Origin of the sequence: Jiulongibacter sediminis, from assembly GCF_001306455.1 — a bacterium.
GTDB classification, from domain to species: domain Bacteria; phylum Bacteroidota; class Bacteroidia; order Cytophagales; family Spirosomataceae; genus Jiulongibacter; species Jiulongibacter sediminis.
Window position 1 is genome coordinate 924,293 of record NZ_LGTQ01000005.1, and the last position, 20,152, is coordinate 944,444.

The 20,152-nt window shown below is 42.0% G+C and carries 14 protein-coding genes; 9 read left to right on the plus strand and 5 right to left on the minus strand.

All coding sequences use genetic code 11. The annotated features are described in order from the left end of the window. Positions 1-30: 30 nt before the first annotated feature. A complete protein-coding gene (locus AFM12_RS04130) occupies positions 31-621 on the minus strand; it encodes a Crp/Fnr family transcriptional regulator (protein WP_055144177.1) in 591 nt (196 codons plus the stop codon). A gap of 139 nt (positions 622-760) precedes the next feature. Further along, entirely contained in the window at positions 761-1,387 is a 627-nt protein-coding gene (locus tag AFM12_RS04135; protein WP_055144178.1) for a GntR family transcriptional regulator, read from the minus strand. A gap of 41 nt (positions 1,388-1,428) precedes the next feature. Here AFM12_RS04135 and AFM12_RS04140 point away from each other — a divergent pair, with 41 nt between their 5' ends. Further along, the gene (locus tag AFM12_RS04140; protein ID WP_157687284.1) at positions 1,429-3,114 is read left to right on the plus strand and encodes a DUF5060 domain-containing protein; all 1,686 of its coding nucleotides are present in this window, start codon (positions 1,429-1,431) and stop codon (positions 3,112-3,114) included. A 4-nt stretch (positions 3,115-3,118) separates the two neighbouring features. Here the strand turns inward: AFM12_RS04140 and AFM12_RS04145 are convergent, their stop codons facing one another. Beyond that, positions 3,119-4,027, minus strand: a complete 909-nt coding sequence (locus AFM12_RS04145) for a helix-turn-helix domain-containing protein (RefSeq protein WP_055144180.1) — start codon at positions 4,025-4,027, stop codon at positions 3,119-3,121. 155 nt (positions 4,028-4,182) lie between these two features. Between AFM12_RS04145 and AFM12_RS04150 the strand changes: the two genes are divergently transcribed. From AFM12_RS04150 to AFM12_RS04185, 8 genes are all read left to right on the plus strand, one after another. Beyond that, complete coding sequence (locus AFM12_RS04150) at positions 4,183-5,037, plus strand: aldo/keto reductase (RefSeq protein WP_055144182.1); 855 nt, start codon at positions 4,183-4,185, stop codon at positions 5,035-5,037. A 27-nt stretch (positions 5,038-5,064) separates the two neighbouring features. Further along, on the plus strand, positions 5,065-5,517 hold the full coding sequence (locus tag AFM12_RS04155; protein ID WP_055144184.1) for a nuclear transport factor 2 family protein: 453 nt from the start codon (positions 5,065-5,067) through the stop codon (positions 5,515-5,517). Between the two features lie 65 nt (positions 5,518-5,582). Beyond that, a complete protein-coding gene (locus tag AFM12_RS04160) occupies positions 5,583-6,026 on the plus strand; it encodes a nuclear transport factor 2 family protein (RefSeq protein ID WP_055144186.1) in 444 nt (147 codons plus the stop codon). A gap of 50 nt (positions 6,027-6,076) precedes the next feature. After that, positions 6,077-6,643 carry a flavodoxin gene (locus AFM12_RS04165; protein WP_374754264.1) on the plus strand — a complete coding sequence of 189 codons (567 nt, stop codon included), beginning with the start codon at positions 6,077-6,079 and terminating at the stop codon, positions 6,641-6,643. A gap of 91 nt (positions 6,644-6,734) precedes the next feature. Then, a complete protein-coding gene (locus AFM12_RS04170; RefSeq protein WP_055144190.1) occupies positions 6,735-8,954 on the plus strand; it encodes a xanthine dehydrogenase family protein molybdopterin-binding subunit in 2,220 nt (739 codons plus the stop codon). Between the two features lie 95 nt (positions 8,955-9,049). Beyond that, positions 9,050-9,505 carry a (2Fe-2S)-binding protein gene (locus tag AFM12_RS04175; protein ID WP_055144192.1) on the plus strand — a complete coding sequence of 152 codons (456 nt, stop codon included), beginning with the start codon at positions 9,050-9,052 and terminating at the stop codon, positions 9,503-9,505. Positions 9,506-9,523: 18 nt separating this feature from the next. Then, positions 9,524-11,770 (plus strand): xanthine dehydrogenase family protein molybdopterin-binding subunit, encoded by a 2,247-nt coding sequence (locus AFM12_RS04180; RefSeq protein WP_055144194.1) that lies wholly within the window; start codon positions 9,524-9,526, stop codon positions 11,768-11,770. 145 nt (positions 11,771-11,915) lie between these two features. Then, the gene (locus tag AFM12_RS04185; RefSeq protein WP_055144196.1) at positions 11,916-12,338 is read left to right on the plus strand and encodes a hypothetical protein; all 423 of its coding nucleotides are present in this window, start codon (positions 11,916-11,918) and stop codon (positions 12,336-12,338) included. Here AFM12_RS04185 and AFM12_RS04190 read toward each other — a convergent pair. Together AFM12_RS04190 and AFM12_RS04195 are read right to left on the minus strand one after the other, a co-directional pair. Continuing rightward, entirely contained in the window at positions 12,335-19,792 is a 7,458-nt protein-coding gene (locus tag AFM12_RS04190) for a choice-of-anchor Q domain-containing protein (RefSeq protein WP_055144197.1), read from the minus strand. The two genes, AFM12_RS04185 and AFM12_RS04190, sit on opposite strands and share 4 nt — an antisense overlap. 12 nt (positions 19,793-19,804) lie before the next feature. After that, positions 19,805-20,128, minus strand: coding sequence for a LytTR family DNA-binding domain-containing protein (locus AFM12_RS04195; RefSeq protein ID WP_157687286.1), 324 nt, complete (start codon positions 20,126-20,128; stop codon positions 19,805-19,807). Between the last annotated feature and the right edge of the window lie 24 nt (positions 20,129-20,152).

The window sequence follows — 20,152 nt, forward strand, 5'->3', positions numbered from 1 at the left end:
TGACTACGACCCTTAAACTATCTTAAGAAATCAGGCCTTGCCGGTTTCTTCCAGCATGATATCTTTCCTGACTTTACTCAAAAACTCAGGTGTTATGCCGAGATAACTGGCAATTTGAGCATTAGACAGTCGGTCCTTAATTTTTGGGTATTGCTCCAGAAAACTGAGGTATCTGGTTTGGGCGGTGGAGCTGAAATTCTGAACCAGATGTCGCTGTAGCTCCACATATTTGTTCTCTACCATGACCTTAAAGACACGATTGAGCTTAGTAATATTCTCGTAGAGATGATAGAGGTCTTTTTGTTCAATTTGAATGACCGAGCTGCTTTCAAGTGCCTTAATATTTAGCGTAGAGGGTTTCTCAGAATAAAAGCTTCCAATGTCCGCTATCCATTCGTTTTCGGCCGCGAACGAGATATTATGTTCCTTCCCTTTTTCGTCTACGGCATACATTCTGAAACAGCCCGAGACCACAAAGGTGTACCCTCGGCAAATGTCCCCCTCCCTTAGAAGCATCTGTCCTTTTTTGATTGAAGCAGTGGTGCAATACTGTGCGATAAGATCAATTTCTTCCTCTGTGAAAGGAAGCAGATTCAGTAGGTATGATTTGAGTGCCTGCACCTTTCAAAGGTAGTTCAATCCTCAGTAATCTGACGGAGAATTTTTCAGTTTACATTTTAGAAGCAAGTGTAGAATATGCTAGTCATAAGAGCGAATACATTGTAGGGTTCATATTTTGCTTCAGCCGCTAACCGATCATCTAAATTGTATCAATAGATTTCCTGGCGTGATTTTTAATTTCCTGTTCGGCTCTTTCAGCATTTCCGTCTTCAATCGCTTGAATGATGGCTAAATGCTCTTCCAGCGTTTCCTGAGGTGGTCTCACCAGTCCGAAAACATAAGACTGTCGTAAGAACTGCCCCATGTTATTCATTCGTATCAGCATCTGATTCTCCGAAAGCTCTACCAGCGTATTATGAAACACTTCATCGGCCTTTCGATAGGCCTTTTCATTGATATTTTCTTGTTCCAAAAAAACTTGAAATATTTTCTTCAAATCTTTGGCAATGGACTTATGAGCTGTATTTTGTGCCAAGGTTCTGGCTGCAAGACCATCCAATACTTCTCTGCATAGAAAGGCGTCCAATAAGCTTTTTTTGCTTTGTTCTCTTACGTAGAAACCCCTTCTGGGTTTTGCCTCCACCAGCATCTCATCCTGTAACATTTGAAATGCCTTATGCAGCGGCATCCTGCTTAGGCCCAGTCGCTCAGCTAATTTCTCCTGAACCAGCTTTTCTCCGGGTTTCAGCTTTCCGGTAATAATCTCTTCACGCAGTACTTCGTACGCCTGAAGACTTAGATCTTTATAGGTTATTTTAGCTACCATAATTGAATACTGTATACAATATTACAAATAATAAACTAACTTTGAAAATACTTTTTGACCTGGCAATTGCCTTTACAAACGATCTCATTATGCTTTTTAAAACTTCAAAGTCTGCTCTGTATATAGTTTTCATTTTTCTTTTGAGTAACGCAGTTGAGCTCTTTGCACAGTCCTATCAAACGCCTGTCAATAAACCTATTGACATAAAACTTCAATCAAAGTCTAAGGTTGATAAACCCTTTGAAGTGAGTGTGGGTGCTTTATTCAGCGATTCGAAAGGAATTGTTAGAAAAATCGATGGCTTTTATAATGGTAATGGCGAATATGTCATTCGTTTTCGGTCGGCGGAGGCGGGTCAATTCTCCTACACAACGTATTCCAGCGATCCAAAAATGGCTGGCATTGAAGGCGTGGTAGAGGTTAAAAGTCAACAAGAGAATCCTTTAAAGGGACAGATAGTCATTGACAAAAACAATCCGCAAAAACTCGCCTATGAAAACGGAGACCCGTATTTCGCTTTGGCTTTTGAGTTAGATTGGCTTTTTTCTTTGGACTATAAAAACGAAGTGGGAAAACTCCCGAAATCAAATCAAATCCTTGAGTCGGTTAAAGAAAGCGGCTTTAATCAGGTGGTGATGAATGTCTATGCCTACAATGTGGGCTGGCCTACGCAAGGCGAGGTGCTGGCGGAATATTCTTTCAAAAAACCTAACTACAGCGTTTTTGAAGGCACTAATGAGAATCCGGATTTTGATAAGCTCAACATTGACTTCTTTAAGCATCTGGATAAGGTAATGGAACTACTTCAGGAGAAAGGCATCGTTTCTCATCTCATGATTTATGTCTGGAACAAAAAGGTCAATTGGCCCGATATGTATTCTGAAGCCGATAATCGATTTTTTGACTATGTCATCAAACGCTATCAGGCCTATCCGAATCTGATCTGGGACGTCTCCAAAGAAGCACTGGATTACGGTAGATGTGATATTCCGTATATTAATGAGCGAATAGCTAGAATTCGTAAAAATGATGCTTACAATCACCTGGTTACAGTTCACGACTACGAATATTGCTCCCGTGAACCGCAACGTGTTGATATTATTTCTATTCAAAACTGGCGTAGCGACCTCTACTCACAGAGCACGGAAGCCTACCATTTATATCCCGACAAACCGGTGATGAATATTGAGCATGGAGGCTATGAAGAAGGACCATTTACCAATTTTCCCGGAAATTATACCGATCCAAAAGTATGTCTGGAACGAAACTACCAATGCGTTTTTGCGGGCGTTTATTCAACCTACTACTGGCAAAACACTTCCTGGGATGTGGTGATCTACGATGCTCTCAATAACGAAAAGTACCCAAAGCCACGATTCGATTATTATAAACCACTACAATCTTTATTTACAGAGATTGACTTCAACTCTCTTCAGGCTTATAAGCCTAAACTAACCACCAATAGTCGTCTGGGAAATGACAATATGGCCACCAGCGGTTACGCCCTCACTGATGACAATGGTTTGTATTTATATTATGTTCCCAAAGAAAATTCCCAGCTAAACGTGGTGGTACCGAAAGAACAGCAAGGAAAATACAAAGCCCGATGGTTTAATATTTTCACCGGTGAGTTTACTGAAGAAGTGATTTCAGACTATCAGCTATTCAAATCATATCAATCACCCTGGAAAGGGGAATCGGCGGTGCTGATATTGGAGTCGAGGTAAAAGCTCAATTCACCCCCCGCCATTCCAGCGGGCTCATGCCCACCTTCTGCTTAAAAAGACGAGTGAAATGCTGGGGATATTTAAAACCCAGATCGTAGGCGATTTCATTGACTGCTTTGTCTTCAAAGATTTTTTCTTTGGCGATGTCAATAGTCTTGATTTGGATGTACTCTTTAGCTGATTTACCCGTTTCTTTTTTGATTAAATCTCCGAAATAATTGGCCGATAGATTCAACTGATCTGCAAAATAAGCTACTGAAGGCAAGCCCAAAAGCTGCGGCTTTTCCGACAGAAAATATTCATTCAGTAGTTCTTCAAAATTGGCCAGTAAACCATGATTCACTTTTTCGCGAGTGATAAACTGCCGGTCGTAATAGCGTTCGCAGTAATTTAAAAAAAGCTCCAGATTGCTTACAATCAACTTCTTGCTATGTTTATCTACCCCTTGTTTCAGCTCCCGTTCAATTTTAGAGAAGCAATCCAACACCACCTGTCGTTCGTCCTCCGAAATGTGTAAGGCTTCGTTTGATTTATAATTAAAGAAACTGCATTCCTGAAGAGTTTTCCCAAGGGCCGTTCCATGAACCAGATCAGGATGAAACACCAAAGCATAACCCATCGGCTGATAAGGCTCAGCAGGCATATCATAATCCGCCACCTGACCCGGAGCAAAGAAAACCAGAGTACCCGCCTGATAATCATAATTTTCTCTGCCGTAACGAATATCTCCACACTTCACATCCTTTAAGAAAATCCCGTACATATCGTATTGAAAGCGAACAGTTTCTGCTCCCTTCCAATCTCTCAAAGGTGCTGTAGACATGTCAATCATCGTAATGAGAGGGTGCAGCGTTTTCTGACCCAAATCAGCATTGTAATGATTGATATTTTCGATTTTATAAACGGTTTGCATAGTCAAGTCTTTCAACAAAAGTAGGCAATTGCAAAGGACAGAATCATACCGGAAAACAAGAATCAGTAAAAATGGTAGATGAATCCGTAATTCATCTACTGCATAGTTATCAATCAATTAGGACCTTTGAATTGCAAAATTTCTGTATTGAACTCATGCAAAAAGTCAAACTAAATAACGGTATAGAAATGCCCATTATGGGCTTCGGGGTTTTCCAGATTCCCGATTTAAAAGAGTGTGAACAAGTCGTAAGCGATGCCCTGGAAGTGGGTTATCGTTCCATTGACACCGCTGCATCTTATATGAATGAAGAGGCCGTAAGAAATGCCATCAAAAACAGTGGTATAGCTCGTGAAGACCTGTTTGTCACCACCAAACTTTGGATTCAGAAAAACGGCTACGAAGATACCCTGAAAGCCTTTGATGCTTCCATGAAAAAGCTACAATTGAATTACCTGGATTTATACCTGATTCATCAGCCTTACGGGGATGTGTATGGCGAATGGCGGGCGATGGAGAAGCTTTATAAAGAAGGCCGAATCAGAGCCATTGGAGTCAGCAATTTTCATCCGGATCGGCTAATGGATTTGATGGTCAATAATGAAATCAAACCAGCCGTAAATCAGGTAGAAACGCATCCCTTTCAACAGCAGACAGACAATCAGAAATTTATGGCTGAAAACAGCATACAGATTGAATCCTGGGCACCCTTTGCCGAAGGCAAAAACGATATTTTCAGCAATGAGTTGTTAGCTGGTATTGGAGATAAATACGGTAAATCAATCGCTCAAGTAATACTAAGATGGTTGACCCAACGAGGCGTGTTGGTGATTCCAAAATCGGCCAGAAAAGAACGGATGGTTGAGAATTTCAATAGTCTGGATTTTCAATTGAGCGAAGATGAAATGCAAAGCATCAGCACTTTGGATACAAAAACGAGCTGCTTTTTTGATCACCGAGATCCTTCAATGGTGAAGTGGCTGGGAGAAAGAGAGTTAAAGGACAAATAAATTTTTAGTAACAAACGATTTAATGAAATGAAAAAAATAGCGGTAACAATTATTTTATTGGCACTGTGCACGGTAGGTTCTTTTGCACAAAACTCAAAGTTAGAGGCAGAAGTTCTAAAACTTTCAATGGACAAATGGAATTGGATGGCAGAAAAGAACGTGGATCAGCTGAAAGAGCTTTTTGACGATAAAGCCAAATTTGTACACATGAGCGGCACCTGGAAAACGCCGGAAGAATTAGAAATTATTGAATCCGGAAGTATTTGGTACAAAGAAGCCAAGGTTAAAGACACTGCCATAGAGATTTCAGGTAAAACCGCTATTGTCTGGAATCGAATTACTCTGGTGGCTCATGTAAGAGGAAATGATGTTTCTACTGAGTTTACAGTAACAGAAGTTTATCAAAAACAAAAGAAAAACTGGAAAATGATGGCACTTACTTTTAGTAGTGTAAGAGACACCCATGAGATTAGAAAATAAATTTAAAAACCACTGAATAAGTCACCTACAAGAAAGTGACTGACATAGGACAAAAAATTACACGAATGAAAAGATTGTTTTTACTTTCCGGTTTCCTGTTTATCTGTTCATTAACGGCTTTTACTCAAAATACAAAGGAGCAGATCAAACAACTCTCTAAGGACAAATGGCAGTGGATGGCCGACAAAGATGTAGAAAAACTAGATGCTCTTTTTTATGAGCAGGCCATGTTTGTACACATGGGTGGCAGCTGGGGAAAAGAGCGTGAGTTAAACATTATCAAATCAGGTTTTATCCATTACAAAAAGGCCGATATTCATGAGGTTTTAGAACCGATCGAAATTGGCAAGACCGTTATTTTATTGAATCGAATCACTCTTTTGGCCGTTGTCGGTAGTAATGAAGTCAGTAACCCCTTTATGGTGACTGAGGTTTACGTAAAAGTAGATAATGACTGGAAAATGGGTTCCCATTCATTTTCTCGTCTGATGACTCCCGGAGGGAATTAATTATTGGTTCTATGAATCGCCAGTCTGTTATTTATTTATTTCTCATTTTTTTGACTGGGTTTTCTTGTACCAAGGCACAGAAAACAGATGATGGTCAAATACTGATTGTCTATCTGTCAAGAACTCAAAACACAAAGACTTTGGCTGAAATTATCCAGAAAAGAGTGGGTGGAGATTTGGTGGCTTTGGAATTGGTCAATCCATATCCTGAGAATTATCAAGAGATTGTCAGTCAGGTGAGTGATGAATTGGATAAAGGCTTTTTACCTCCGCTCAAAACCAAAATAGATATTGATAAATATGATATCGTTTTCATAGGTTTTCCTACCTGGGCTATGCAGTTACCGCCGCCGGTTCAGAGTTTTTTGAGTCAATATCCAATGGAGGGCAAAACGTTGATTCCTTTCAATACCAATGCCGGTTATGGACTTGGCAGTACCATTGATACCATAAAGAAACTATGCCCTAAAGCCACCATCATGAAGGAATTCAGCATGGTGGGTGGAAAAGAAAGAGATGGTATTTTTCTAACCATAGAGGGTAAGAAAAAGACAGAAACAGAGCTAAAAGTAGAAAAATGGTTTGATTCGATCGAAATATTAGTGGAATCGGAATAAAAACTGGGCTTAGGAAGCCAATTGTTTGATTTTCATAAGTCTGCGGCACCCGAAATTGTCTAAATTAGTATTTGTATAATTCAAAACCAGAATGAAGGAAAAAGCATTAGACAGACGATCATTTTTAAAAGTTGGCTCGCTTGTGGGAGGAGGACTATTGCTCAATTTCTCCTGGCTTTCGGCTAAAGCCGTAAAAAATGAGGTAACCGGTCAAAATGAGTTTCTGGAGTTCAATGCCTTTGTCAAAATTACCCCGGATAACGTCATTCAGATCATGTCACCAAATCCGGAGGGTGGGCAGAATGTGAAAACTTCCATGCCTATGATCGTGGCAGATGAACTGGATGCGGACTGGTCACAGGTGGTGGTTCAACAAGCTGATCTGGACACCAAACATTACACCCGTCAGTTTATCGGCGGTTCTCAAGCAATTCGTCAGGGTTGGACTGTATTACGAACTGCCGGTGCTACTGCGAGACAGATGTTAAAAGAAGCTGCTGCACAAAAATGGCAGGTTCCCGTTTCTGAGGTGACGACTGAAAAAGGTATGCTGATGCATTCCAAATCGGGTAAAAAAGCAACATACGGCGAAATGGCTACGGCTGCCTCCGCACTGCCTGTACTTCAAGATGTTAAACTGAAAGACAGGTCAGATTTTCATATCATCGGCACTCCTGTAAAAAATGTGGAGGGGAAGAATATTGTTACCGGAAAGCCCCTCTTTGGTATCGACACCATAAAGGAGGGAATGAAAATTGCGATGATCGTTCACCCGCCAGCCTTTGGTTTGAAATTGAAATCATACGATGTCGCTTCTGTCAAAAAACTCAAAGGCATTATTGATGTTTTTGATATCAAAGTTTTCAATGAAGATTATGAACGTACATTCTTTGATACCACCACGTTTAACGAAGTAGTGGCCATTGTGGGAGAAGATACCTGGTCGGTCATGAAAGCAAAAAAAGCGTTAAAAGTGAGCTGGGAGCCTTTTGAATCGCATTCGTATAATCGAAATATGTTCGGTCGGAAATCCTCGGTTACCGTTCCGGCAGGTCTGGAAAGTACAAGCGAAAGTATGGCTCAAATGACAGGGTTGGTCTCAAAACCAGCAAATGTTAAAAGACAAGATGGAGATGTAGAAAAGGCCTTTGAGAATGCCTCCAAAATAGTAGAAGCTAAGTACTCCGCTCCGTTTCTGGCTCATAACTGCATGGAGCCGATGAATTTCTTTGCGGATGTGCGGGAGGATAAAATCGAGATGATTGGTCCGCTTCAAAAACCTGAATTGACTGAGCAGGCTTTATCGGCCAGATTAGGTGTTCCTCTGGAAAAAATAGACTTCAAAATGACCCGACTTGGCGGAGGTTACGGTCGCCGCTCTTATGCCCACTGGGCCATTGAAGCTGCCTTAATTTCTCAAAAAGTAAAGGCTCCTGTTAAGTTGGTGTACTCCCGTGAAGATGATATGACGGCAGGGGTTTACCGCTCTACTTATTACGCCAAATATCAAGCTGCACTTGATTCCAATAATAATTTAATTGGATTCAAGGTGAACATGGGAGGAAACCCGGAATCACCTATCCATGAGAATCGTTTCCCCGCAGGAGCAGTATCCAATTATCTGGCTGAAGACTGGGAGATACCTTCCAATATAACCACGGGTTCTTTCCGTGCTCCACGTTCCAATTTTAATGCGGCGGCGGAGCAGTCTTTTTTGGACGAAGTCGCTGAAGCCGCAGGAAAAGACCCAATCGATTTCAGATTGGATCTTCTGGAAAAGGCGAAGTCAAATCCGGTTGGTCAAAGAAATGATTATGACGCCGATCGCTTTGCCGGGGTCTTAAAGTTACTCAAAGAGAAAACTAAAAGTTCGCAGCTAAAGTATCCGGGAGTATCTGCATATTTCTGTCATAATACCTACGCCGCCATGGTGGTGGATATGGAAATTCAGGACGGAAGTCCGGTGGTCAATAAGGTGATCTGTGCCATGGATTGCGGCCTCATCATAAACCCGGATGGTGCAAAAAACCTGGCCGAAGGAGGAATTGTCGATGCTTTGGGCAACGCCCTTTTTGGAAAATTGACTTTTAATAATGGTGCTACGGATCAACAAAATTTTGATCAATATCGCATGATCAGAATGAATGAGGCTCCGAAAGCCATTGAAGTATATTTTGTGGAGAATGACTTTGAACCAACAGGAATGGGTGAACCGACCTTCCCTCCTGTTTTTGCTGCGGTGGCAAACTCGCTATATCGTGCAACGGGTAAACGTTTTTATCATCAACCGTTTATGAGTCAGTTGAGTTAGAACTGACATTGTTTGAATTGAATAAGTATCTATTTGAATCCAGTAAGGAATTGTTTCTGAATTAAATAAAATTGCAAGCTTAAATCGAAAATAAAATGGCCAAGTACAATCTTAAAATTAATGGAAAGACCCGCGAGGTTGATGTAGATGCCGGTACTCCTATTCTCTGGGTACTGAGAGATCACCTGAACCTTGTAGGCACAAAATACGGATGTGGTATTGCTCAATGCGGAGCCTGCACCATTCACTTGAACGGCATTGCCATGCGTTCCTGCATGTTGCCGGTTTCTTCTGTAGGAAATCAGGAAATTACGACGATCGAAGGTCTGTCTGAAAATGCAGATCATCCAGTTCAGGAGGCTTGGCTGGAGCATGATGTGGCTCAGTGCGGTTATTGCCAGGGAGGTCAGATTATGACCGCTGCAGCTCTGTTGAAAAACAATCCGAATCCTAGCGATGAAGATATTGAAGCAACCATGAGCGGGAATATTTGCCGCTGCGGAACCTATTTGAGGATCAAAGAAGCGATTAAAACAGCGGCAGCGAAGTAAACCTAAACCTATAGAAATATGAAAACGAAAAAAAAATCATTAGACAGAAGATCCTTTCTGAAGTCAAGTGCTCTGGCCGGTGGAGGTTTAATGCTAACATTCAATTGGTTTACTCAGGCGAAAGCCGCTGAAGCTATGGGCGAGAGCCTTGCCGAAACCTGGCATGAACTGACCGGCTATATCAAAATCACCCCGGATAATGTCATCAAAATTCTGAACCCTAACCCTGAGTTTGGTCAGAACGTGATGACTTCCCTCCCGATGATGGTTGCAGAAGAATTGGAAGTTGATTTTGAAAAAGTAGTGGTGGAAATGGGCCCTCATGATAATGCAAAACTGGGTCCTCAGTTTACCGGAGGAAGTAACTCCGTACGTATGTATTACAATATCCTGAGACAAGCCGGTGCTACTGCACGTCAAATGCTGACTGAAGCTGCTGCTCAGACCTGGGGTGTTTCAGCTGATCAGGTTATCGCTTCAAACGGGATGCTGACTTCGGGCAATAGAAAAGCAACTTACGGTGAAATGGCTTCTAAAGCTGCTTCAATGACTGCTCCGAAAGATGTACAATTGAAATCTCCTTCTGAGTTTAAGGTGATACGTACGGCTCAGAAAAATGTGGAAGGGAAGAAAGTGGTGACCGGAAAACCGCTATTTGGTTTGGATTACCAGGCAGAAGGTATGAAAATCGCCATGATTCTTCATCCGCCGGCTTTTGGTATGACGCTCAAATCTTTTGATGCCTCGCAGGCTTTAAGAATGCCGGGTATTAAAGATGTCTTCAGCTTCAAGTTATTTGATGAAGATTTTGCCATGGCTGGTTTTGATGTTCGCACTTTCAATGAGCAGATTGCGATCGTAGGTGACAGCACCTGGCAGGTCATGAATGCCCGTAAGAAAATAAGAGCCGAATGGACTGAAAGAGGTGATGCACGGGAAACCCGAATGGGCAGAGGTGGCTCGCAAACAGTAACTATTCCCGGCAAGTTGGAAAGCACTAACTACCATTTTGATGAAATGGAAGAAGGCAGAAAGACGGCCAAAGTTCAGCGTAGAGACGGTGACCCGGAAACAGCCTTTAAGAATGCAGCAGTAGTTATTGAGAAAACGTATAACGCTCCTTTCCTTGCTCATAACTGTATGGAGCCGATGAACGGTTTCGCCGATGTCAGGGAAGATAGTGCGATTATAGCTGGTCCACATCAGGCTCCGGGCTGGATAGAGCCCACTCTGTCAAAGGTCCTCGGAATAGCCCCAGATAAAATAGAAATGATCAGCACAAGAATGGGCGGAGGCTTTGGCCGAAGAGCTTATGGCCAATATTACGTAGAGGCCGCTCTTATTTCAAAGCAAGCGAAAGTACCGGTGAAATTAGTCTATAGTCGTGAAGACGACATGAGCTATGGTATTTACAGACCAATGTATACCGCAACCTACCGTGCTGCTCTGGATGAAAACAAGAATCTGATTGCCTTCCATGTGAGTGGTGGTGGTATTCCTGAAAGCCCGATTCATGCCAATCGTTTCCCGGCAGGTGCTTTAGATAATTATCTGGCCGAAAGCTGGGAAGTTCCTTCCAATATCACCATCGGTGCTTTCCGGGCACCAAGGTCAAACTTCAATGCAGCAGCCGAGCAGTCGTTTTTGGACGAAGTGGCTGAGGCAATGGGTAAAGACCCGATTCAAATGCGTTTGGATTTACTGAAACGTGCAAAAGAGAATCCGGTTGGGTCAAATAATGACTATGACGCTGATCGTTATGCCGGAGTTCTGGAGCTTGTCCGTGAGAAATCTGGCTGGGGCAAACCGGAAAATAATGGAAAACGAAGAGGTGTAGCCGCCTACTTCTGTCATAATTCTTACGCTGCTCATGTGGTGGATATGATCGAAAGGGACGGAGAACCATATGTAGAACAAGTGACTTCTGCACTTGACTGCGGAATTGTCATCAACCCGGAAGGAGCCGCAAATATGGTTCAGGGTGCTGTTACCGACGGTATCGGTCAATCTTTCTATGGAACTATGACCTTCAATAACGGGGTGACAGATCATAAGAATTTTGACACCTACCGTATGATTCGTCATAATGAGTCTCCGAAGAAGATTGATGTTCACTTTGTCGAAAATGACATCGCTCCTACCGGCCTTGGTGAACCACCGTTCCCGCCGGTATTTGGTGCGGTAGCTAATGCTCTCTATAAAACTACAGGTAAAAGGTATTATAATCAGCCATTTATGAATGCTGAGCAGCCGGAGAGTATTTAAGAGATTGAATTTTCGAAAGTAATGAAAGGTCTGACCACAACGGTCGGACCTTTTATTTTTATTGGTTGTCTACTTTTTGTCCTTCAGATATTTTGAATAGGGCCGGAATTACCTGTAGGTTCGTTAAAAATGATTTCATGAAGTCATGCAACAAAAGAAGATTCGTGACGATTTACTTTCTATCGGTAAAACGAAGAAGGAACTTCTGAAAAAGGTAGATCATGGATTGATAGATTTGAAGAAGGAAATCATAGCTTCAGTAGAACAACTGATTGAAAACAATCAGACGGTAATCAAAAAAAATCAACATACTTTATCTAACTTCCTCTATGACCCAAAAACCGCTTTCGGGTTATTAATCCTTCTTATTTCCTGCCTAAATTCTTTTGCTCAGCAAAAGGTTATTATTGACTCTCTTACTCAGGTATTTAATCATTCAAAAAATCTTTCCGATAGGATTGAAACAGGTTTTGAGATCATTTCTTATTGCAATCAAAACAATGATGATTCCTACAAAACATTTATTGAGCACGTTCGGCAGCCATATCATGGTTCAATTAAATTTTAATTACAACCACCGGTTTCGACCGAAAAAACGGTGCCTGAACCTGCTTCAAAGCCCGGATGGAGTTCAATATATTTTGCCCTATAACTTACTCTCGCTGTTCCCAGAACTTTATTGTTTGCCTGAATTTGCCCATTTATTGCCGAAGCCGTTTTAAGGCTGATACCGCTGGAAATATCATCAATACCAGCTTGTAATTGTATTTGAGAAGCACATGGAGATATACCACTAACTACGATTTCAATGCCGGAAGAGACCCCACTCTCGCAGCCGTTTTCGGTACAGGTAGCTGTATATGTGGTACTTAATGCCGGCGAAACAACTAAACTGATACCTGTAGCCGCTCCCGGAAACCAAGTTACGGTACCCCTACAGCCTGCTGCTGTAAGCATGGAGCTTCCTCCATAACCTATTTGCAGTGAACTAGCCGAGATCGTAGGTATAGGAGATGAGGTAAGTATTACTTCTACAAAAGCATATAGGCTGGTACAGCCATTTACTGTTTGAGTAACCCTATAATTCGGACTGCTGATTAGCAGATCGGTAGCTTGTTTTACTATCTTATTCTCTGTCCAGGTCAGGTCAGAGCCGGTAGCTTGCAGATCAGCGATGGTGGCACCTGCACAGAAACTCTGCACAGCATCAGCTGTAGGTGCTGGTGGGTTGGGATTGACGATAATTTCTGCTGCAAATACCCTCGTACTTTTCAAGTTGGCATTTTCGCAGGCAACATAATAAATAGTAGTAGCCCCAACGCTTGTTTGATAAGAAGAACCTTCCTGAAGCGGAGAACCGTCCGTCGCTACATTATACCAAACCGGGCTGAATCCTGTCTCACATGTAGCTGAAAGTGTAAAGGGTTTGTAAGTACATACTGTAGTTTGACTCGCAGATATAGCCGTAGGGCTCTGTATTTCAACGGTAAATTCATACGGTCCTAAATCGGGAATACCATTATATGCTCTCTGACTACCAAGGATATCTGTGCTGGTGAGGGCGTTAGTGATTCCTGCATCGATGGCCGGAGAGCCAATTAACAGGCTAAAACCATCATCCATTGTCCAGAAAATACCATCTGTACCAGCCGGGTTTGTTACATCGGTAAATAGCGGATTTACACCTACTTGAATGGCTGTGCCAGAAAAGGCATTTTGAAGGATGGAATATGAAATGCTGGCAGAGCCTCCTGCGAAATTATAGTTATCGCTGCCTCCAAAATTGGCAATGTTGTTTCTGAAAATACTATTGGTAATAGTTGAAATAGAGGAGGTTGCATTGAAAACACCGCCACCATAAAACCCGGCAGCATTGCCATAAAAAGTACTATATGTAATGATAGGAAAGGCATAATTATTGGCGACTCCACCACCAAATTGGGTAGCGGTATTGTTGGCAAAAACGCAATTGACAATTTTTGGAAGAGGAGCGGCACCTCCACCCGTTCCGTCAGTACCAAAACCCCCACCAGCGTAACTGGCTGTGTTTTGGAGGAAGAAACTATTTTGTACAATGGGACTTGAACCCAAGGCATTGCCCATTCCTCCTCCTTGTCTGCCGGAGTTGAGTTGGAATAAACACTTATCAATGTTGGGAGAGGAACTTGCATTAGCTATCCCACCTCCACCAAAACCGGCGGCTGAATTTTGGATAAATTTAGAATTTGATATTGTTGGATTTGAGCCAAGGTTATACAAACCACCACCAGTGCTGTCTGCAACATTATTCATAAAGAGACAATTGCTGATGGTTTGCCCCCCTGCCTGATTGAAGAAACCTGCACCGTATTTGGCCTTGTTGTTTTTAAAGGTAATATTCCTGATTTGAGCTCCGGAGTAGGCTGAAATCAAACCGCCACCATAACTTTGTTTAATGTAAACAGAACCAAGCGTATCGCTACTACCGCCATTGGCATTCCCATCTTGTATGGTGAAGCCATCTAAAATGGCAGAACTACCCTCCAAAGCTACCATGACCACGTGATAAGAATTGTCTGAAGCGTCTCCTTGAGTGCCTTGCTCACCACTTAAAATACTCGGATTTAAGGCAATAGTGGCTGTGTCTCTTTGAGAAAAAGCAGTTTCTGTACCGGCAAATCCTCCCATAATAACCTTTCCAGAGGGAAGGTGGAAAGTTCGTTGCCGTGACACTGATACAGAAGTATTGCCATTTAGATTTTTGCTGGGTATATACGTGCCTCCTGCCACCCAAATGGTGTCAAAACATCCGTAATCGAGAGCCGATTGAAAGTCTGTAAAGGCGTTTGTCCAGTTGGTTCCGTCGTTATTACCACTGGCATCTGCGTCTACATATAGTTTACTTTTATAGGGAAAAGCCGATACGGCAACGACTGAAAGTCTTTGAGTGCTGCAACTGCCTATGGAAACCGTAACGGTATAGGTACCAGACATAGCTTCTGTCGCATTAGCAATTTTTGGGTTTTGCTCAGTAGAGCTAAAGTCATTTGGGCCAGACCACGCATACGATTCTCCACCAGAAACATATAACTTTAATGTATCTCCACCACAAAAGGAAGTTAACACAGGTGAACTTACTGAAGCGAAATCTGCCACATCCATAGTTATGGTATTGGAATATATAAGGCAAGCATCGCTGACAGTCACACTAACGATATCACCATCATTAAGCGTACTTGTGCTGTATGTCTGATTCGTTCCGCTTTGTTTTTCCACACCATTTACAGAGAAAATGGTATAAGGATTTGCATAAAAATTATCGCCGATAGTGGCCTGAAAGCTTACGGTAGTTCCCGGACAAATCTGACCATTAGCACTTGAGCTTAATGTTACTGTGGGGTTTTGAACAGTAACCTGCAAAGAATCATAAGATTCACAAAAACCGTTTGATATCGTGAAATAGTAGGTTCCGGTAAGTATTGGCTGTGCATTCGGGAAAGTAAAAGTGCTATCACCGTTGTAGTTGGCACTAAAATTATTCGGACCGCTCCAGATGTAAGACGTACCTCCATTTGCTGTGAAAGTAAACGTTTGTCCCTGGCAGACCGTAAAATTATCTGTTGCTGTACTAACTGGATAGTCATTTGCTATCACCTTGATAGTATTAGACATGGCATCGCAAATACCGTATGTGATGTAAACATTTACGGAGTCATTATTATTCAAAGTGCTAATAATCAGGGTGGATGAGGTACCATTTTGAACGCTCACCCCATTGACTAGAAAATTATAAATTACACCTGCACCCACATTTTGAGCTGACCCTGTGAAGGTAAGCTCCGTTCCATAACAAACGGGCCCACTGTAATCTGAGCTAATGGTAACGCTTACCGGTAGTGGAGAGTGATTGGTTTCATAAGCCCCTATGTCTGCCTGACTCTGTAAGATGCGAGTTTCAGAATTAAAATCAAGGCTTGTTGTAATGGCGTTGGTTCCTGTATTTATAGTTGGGCTGCATATTTCGGGAATCAGGCCATCGTCCGTAGTTTGCAGAATGTCGTCTGACCCGGCTATTTGGTCAATATCCTTAAACAAAAGGGGTAAGTTGAAGAAGGTATTTGTAAATTGAAAACCTGATAGTCCCCCGTTTTGAGGATACACTCCTTCTGATAGCTCATGTTGTAGCAGAGAGTTTTCAACGAATAATTTACTACCACTGTTATCAAACATAACATCTTCCGGATAGTTATTGGCATTGGTAGACTTGATATTTTGGTTGAAAATGGTGTTTATAATTCTCACAGAATCTGTCTGTTGAATTTCAATAGCACTACCCCCGTATGAAGAGATGTTTTTCACAAAAGTGTTGTTTTCGATGAGTGATTTATTGTCATCGCCATCTATAATTCTCACCCCTCCGGCATACCAGGAGGCTGTATTTTGATAGATCAGGCTATTTCGTAAGATTACGGCACCTTGGCTACTCATCATTCCTCCGGCAAACTGGGAAGTATTGTTTGAAACTACAGATCTATCCACGGTTATTTTGGAACCCGAAAGTGCCAGAATTCCGCCGCCATAAGTTGCGGATGAATTCGAGTCAATTACACAGTCAATAAAGGTAATATCTGAATGATTTGAGATATAAACTCCCCCCGCATTATTACTTGCAGAATTATTACTTATGGTGCAGTAAGCGATGGTTGTGGCGGATGAATCAATACTAATACCAGCACCATTGTTTAGATAAATTAGTCTGTTATTGACACTCCGTGCACCAGTTGCGTCTCCATATCCATTGGTAATTGTGAATCCATCCAAACGTCCATTGGTGTCATCATTGCTAATAACCACCACGCTATAAGCATTGTCAGAAGCATCATTGATTATTCCCAGGTCGCCACTTAAAATACTCGGATTCGCCCTTATAACTGCTTTGGTTCTTTGGCTTAAATCAGTCTCGGTTCCGGCAAAGCCACCATATAGTTTTTTGCCAGGTCTTAACTTAAAAGTAAAGGCTCTGTGATTTCCGCTTGAAAAGCCGTCAGTTGTCTTGCTTGGGTAATAGGTGCCGCCTGCCACCCAAATTTCTGAATAGCACTGCACATCAAGGGCTGATTGTAAATCTGTGAAAGCGTCTGTCCAGCTTGTACCGTTATTTGTACCAGAAGCTGTAGCGTTCACATAAATTCGTAAATTTTGTTTGACTTCTATGTCAATACTATCTGTTGCATTGCAACCATTAGTGCCCTGAACATTGATGAAATATCTGCCCGCCACCGGATTTTCAGATACCAAAAAAGAATCCAAGCTGCTAGCAGGGCCAGACCAGGAATAGAATGTAGCCAGGGCCGAATAAGCGGAAAGGTATAAGGTCTCATTTTCGCAAATAGGAGATGTGCCCGAAATCGAAATTTGTGGCTCACTTTTAATTTCAAATGACGGAACAAAGGTCGTATCAGAGATGCAATCGTTTGATTTACAAACCACACTGTATGACGAATAAACCCCGCTGTTTTTGACAACAATTGAGTCTAGCTGGGAATAATCTGACCATAAAGGGCTCCCTGTGCTGCAGTTAGCCTTTATGATAATAGAATCCGGGGCACAAGTAAGAGTAGCACTAAGCTCGACGGTTGGGTTTGCAGGAGTTTCTCCAAGTGAATATTCATTTACCCAGGAGGTGGTATCAGAGTGACAAAAACCATCATCACATACAGCTGTGGGGATATATACCCCCGGAGTTTTAATTACCAGTGTATCCGTGGTATTATTAAACCATAAAACATTTCCCCCCCCAAAACAGCCGGCACTAAAATAAAGACTATCAGGAGTGCAAAGGTCTTGAGTAGAATGAAGACCTAAGGAAGGAGCCGCCGGACTCTGTTTTATTTCAAAATTTATCTCATCAGATGAATTGATACACCCGTTCAGGTCACATTGAACAGAGTAGGTATAGCTGTCTGCATTTTTTAGTATTACAGAATTTTTTGTAGTCAAATCTGACCATACGATAGTACCTGATGAACAGGATGTACTTAATACAACGGAGTCAGGGGCACAGGCATAGGTACTTGTGGAAGAAATGATTAGAGGTTTGGCCGGCAATTCTTTAATTTCTACCGTCACATGTGATGAGGTGTCTGAAATACAGCCATTATCAGAACAAGTGGCATAAACATCATAGATGCCTGCATCAGTGAAAACTAAACTGTCCAAAACAGAATTATCTGACCAGATGGTATTCCCACTTAAACAGCTTGACTTTAGAACTACTGAATTAGGTTGACAAACTACGAGGTTCTGAATACCGGTTATAATGTTGGCATAAATGGTTTCATTAATGATAACATCAATAGTATCGCTGGATATTGAAAAAAAGTCACCACTTTGACATACAGCATAGACCTGATGTTCACCCTGGTTCATTATGGTAATACTGTCTAAGGTGGAGTTATCAGACCAAACTATATGGCCTTGATTACAACTACCATAGATGGTTATGGAGTCTGGAGCACATGTAATCAAAGTTGCCGGGGTTGTAAGTGTGGGGCTGGCAGGCGGGTCTACTATAGAAACAGCAATAGTGGCTGTACTCGTACAGGAAGTTCCTGTAATAGTCACCGTGTACGTGCCAGAATTCGTAGTAGAAAGACTATTAATGGATGGGTTTTGAATACTTGATGTGAATGCATTCGGACCAGTCCATGAATTGGTAGTACCTTTAGAACTGTACAGTTCCAGTGTGTCTGAAGTAGTTAATGGAGCGTTTGAACTAAGTCCAATTTCATAGGCTCCCATATCCATAAGGCTATTGAAAATACGGTTAAAGCCTACTATATCAGCAGGCTGTGAGTTCAAGCTATTGTTTGCACTGTCTACTGCCGGGCTACATAACTGAACGGCCAAACCATCATCTGAAGTACCCCAAATACCGTCCGCTCCCAAAGGGCTGGCAGTATTGACAAATAATGGATCCGACCCTGAATTTCCAGTCCCTGTCAGGCCACCTTCAACAATGGAATAGCTTACCGCTGCTGTGATTGCTCCGTTATTTGACCAAAGGATAGAATTATTGACAGTGGCTGTGCTTCCGGTTGAATAAAATGGGCCGCCGAAGGTGCTCTGATTATTATAAAAAGTACAATTTGTCATCGAGCAGCTGCCGTACTGACTGCCAAAAACACTACCTGTGTAGGCTATATTCTCTAAAAAAACAGTATTTGAAATAATGCCCCCTGTAGAATTTACACTCCAAATAGCTCCTCCATTGCCACCCTCATTCTGATAAAAAACGCTATTGGAAAGAACAAAACCAGAAGAATTGTATCTAAGTGAAATACCTGCTCCGTTCCCGCCCTCATTGTTTGAGAAGATACATTGATCTATCAGCGGATACCCATAAGAAATGTAAATACCTCCGTATCCGGTGGATTTATTTAAAGTAATACTACAATTTTTAATCTTCAAAGCCGATTTTGTGCAGTTTATGGCTGGCCCGTCATTGGTACTTAATGTTTCATTTTCAAGGGTAATGCTCACTCCATTGAATTGATTCTGCCCTTTTGTGATTGTGAATCCATCAAGTAAGGTGTTGGCATCATCAGAAACCGAGATAATTACATGATATACATTGTCACTCATATCATTTAGAGTGCCAATATCTCCACTTAAAATGGAAGCGTTTAATCGCATGACCTTATTTGTTCTTTGCCCCAGGCTGAATTCTGTGCCCGCAAAACTCCCGAATACTTTCACCTGATTTTTCATTGTAAAGGCAAAGTCACGGTTTGTACTTCCACCACTACTGCCTGTAGGATAGGCATTTGGCTTATAAGTTCCGCCTTTCACCCAGACGCTGTCACCAGGGGCTGAGGCATCGATCATGGCCTGCAAATCGCCCGAGGCATCTGCCCAGGAAGTGCCGGTTCCGGTGCTGTTTTCAGCGACATAACGGATTTTACCCTGACTGCAAAAACTTATGATGAGAAAACAGGAAAGTAATGCCAGTTTGATTTCCAGTAAGAAAGGTACCTTTTTCATTTTACTTTTTGGTTAGTTCGTTTTCCCGTTATACTCTTTTTGAAATGCCTTCAGACGCCTTCTGGGGATGCGAATACGGCGATCGTTTTTTAGAACGGCAATGCCGTTGTCCTTGAGGAAATTAACTTCAGAAACAAACTCCCAGCTGACCAGCAGGGAGCGGTTCATTCGGAAAAACTGCTGTTCATCAAGGTACTGAACATGAAATTTTAAAGTATAGCCTGATACTAACCTTCTTCCGTTTGACAGATGAAAAACGGAATAATTCTGATCAGCTTCTATGAAGAGAATCTTTGCTATACCTGCGATTTGTTGAAGGACTTTTGGAGTTTTCATGGCCATTTGAAGTTCTTATTGATT

Excerpts from the sequence above, each read along its gene's own strand:
- AFM12_RS04180 (WP_055144194.1), top strand. The coding sequence starts at position 9,524 with ATGAAAACGAAAAAAAAATCATTAGACAGAAGATCCTTTCTGAAGTCA.
- AFM12_RS04175 (WP_055144192.1), top strand. The coding sequence starts at position 9,050 with ATGGCCAAGTACAATCTTAAAATTAATGGAAAGACCCGCGAGGTTGAT.
- AFM12_RS04160 (WP_055144186.1), top strand. The coding sequence starts at position 5,583 with ATGAAAAGATTGTTTTTACTTTCCGGTTTCCTGTTTATCTGTTCATTA.
- AFM12_RS04195 (WP_157687286.1), bottom strand. The coding sequence starts at position 20,128 with ATGAAAACTCCAAAAGTCCTTCAACAAATCGCAGGTATAGCAAAGATT.
- AFM12_RS04155 (WP_055144184.1), top strand. The coding sequence starts at position 5,065 with ATGAAAAAAATAGCGGTAACAATTATTTTATTGGCACTGTGCACGGTA.
- AFM12_RS04145 (WP_055144180.1), bottom strand. The coding sequence starts at position 4,027 with ATGCAAACCGTTTATAAAATCGAAAATATCAATCATTACAATGCTGAT.
- AFM12_RS04170 (WP_055144190.1), top strand. The coding sequence starts at position 6,735 with ATGAAGGAAAAAGCATTAGACAGACGATCATTTTTAAAAGTTGGCTCG.
- AFM12_RS04135 (WP_055144178.1), bottom strand. The coding sequence starts at position 1,387 with ATGGTAGCTAAAATAACCTATAAAGATCTAAGTCTTCAGGCGTACGAA.
- AFM12_RS04150 (WP_055144182.1), top strand. The coding sequence starts at position 4,183 with ATGCAAAAAGTCAAACTAAATAACGGTATAGAAATGCCCATTATGGGC.
- AFM12_RS04185 (WP_055144196.1), top strand. The coding sequence starts at position 11,916 with ATGCAACAAAAGAAGATTCGTGACGATTTACTTTCTATCGGTAAAACG.
- AFM12_RS04190 (WP_055144197.1), bottom strand. The coding sequence starts at position 19,792 with ATGAAAAAGGTACCTTTCTTACTGGAAATCAAACTGGCATTACTTTCC.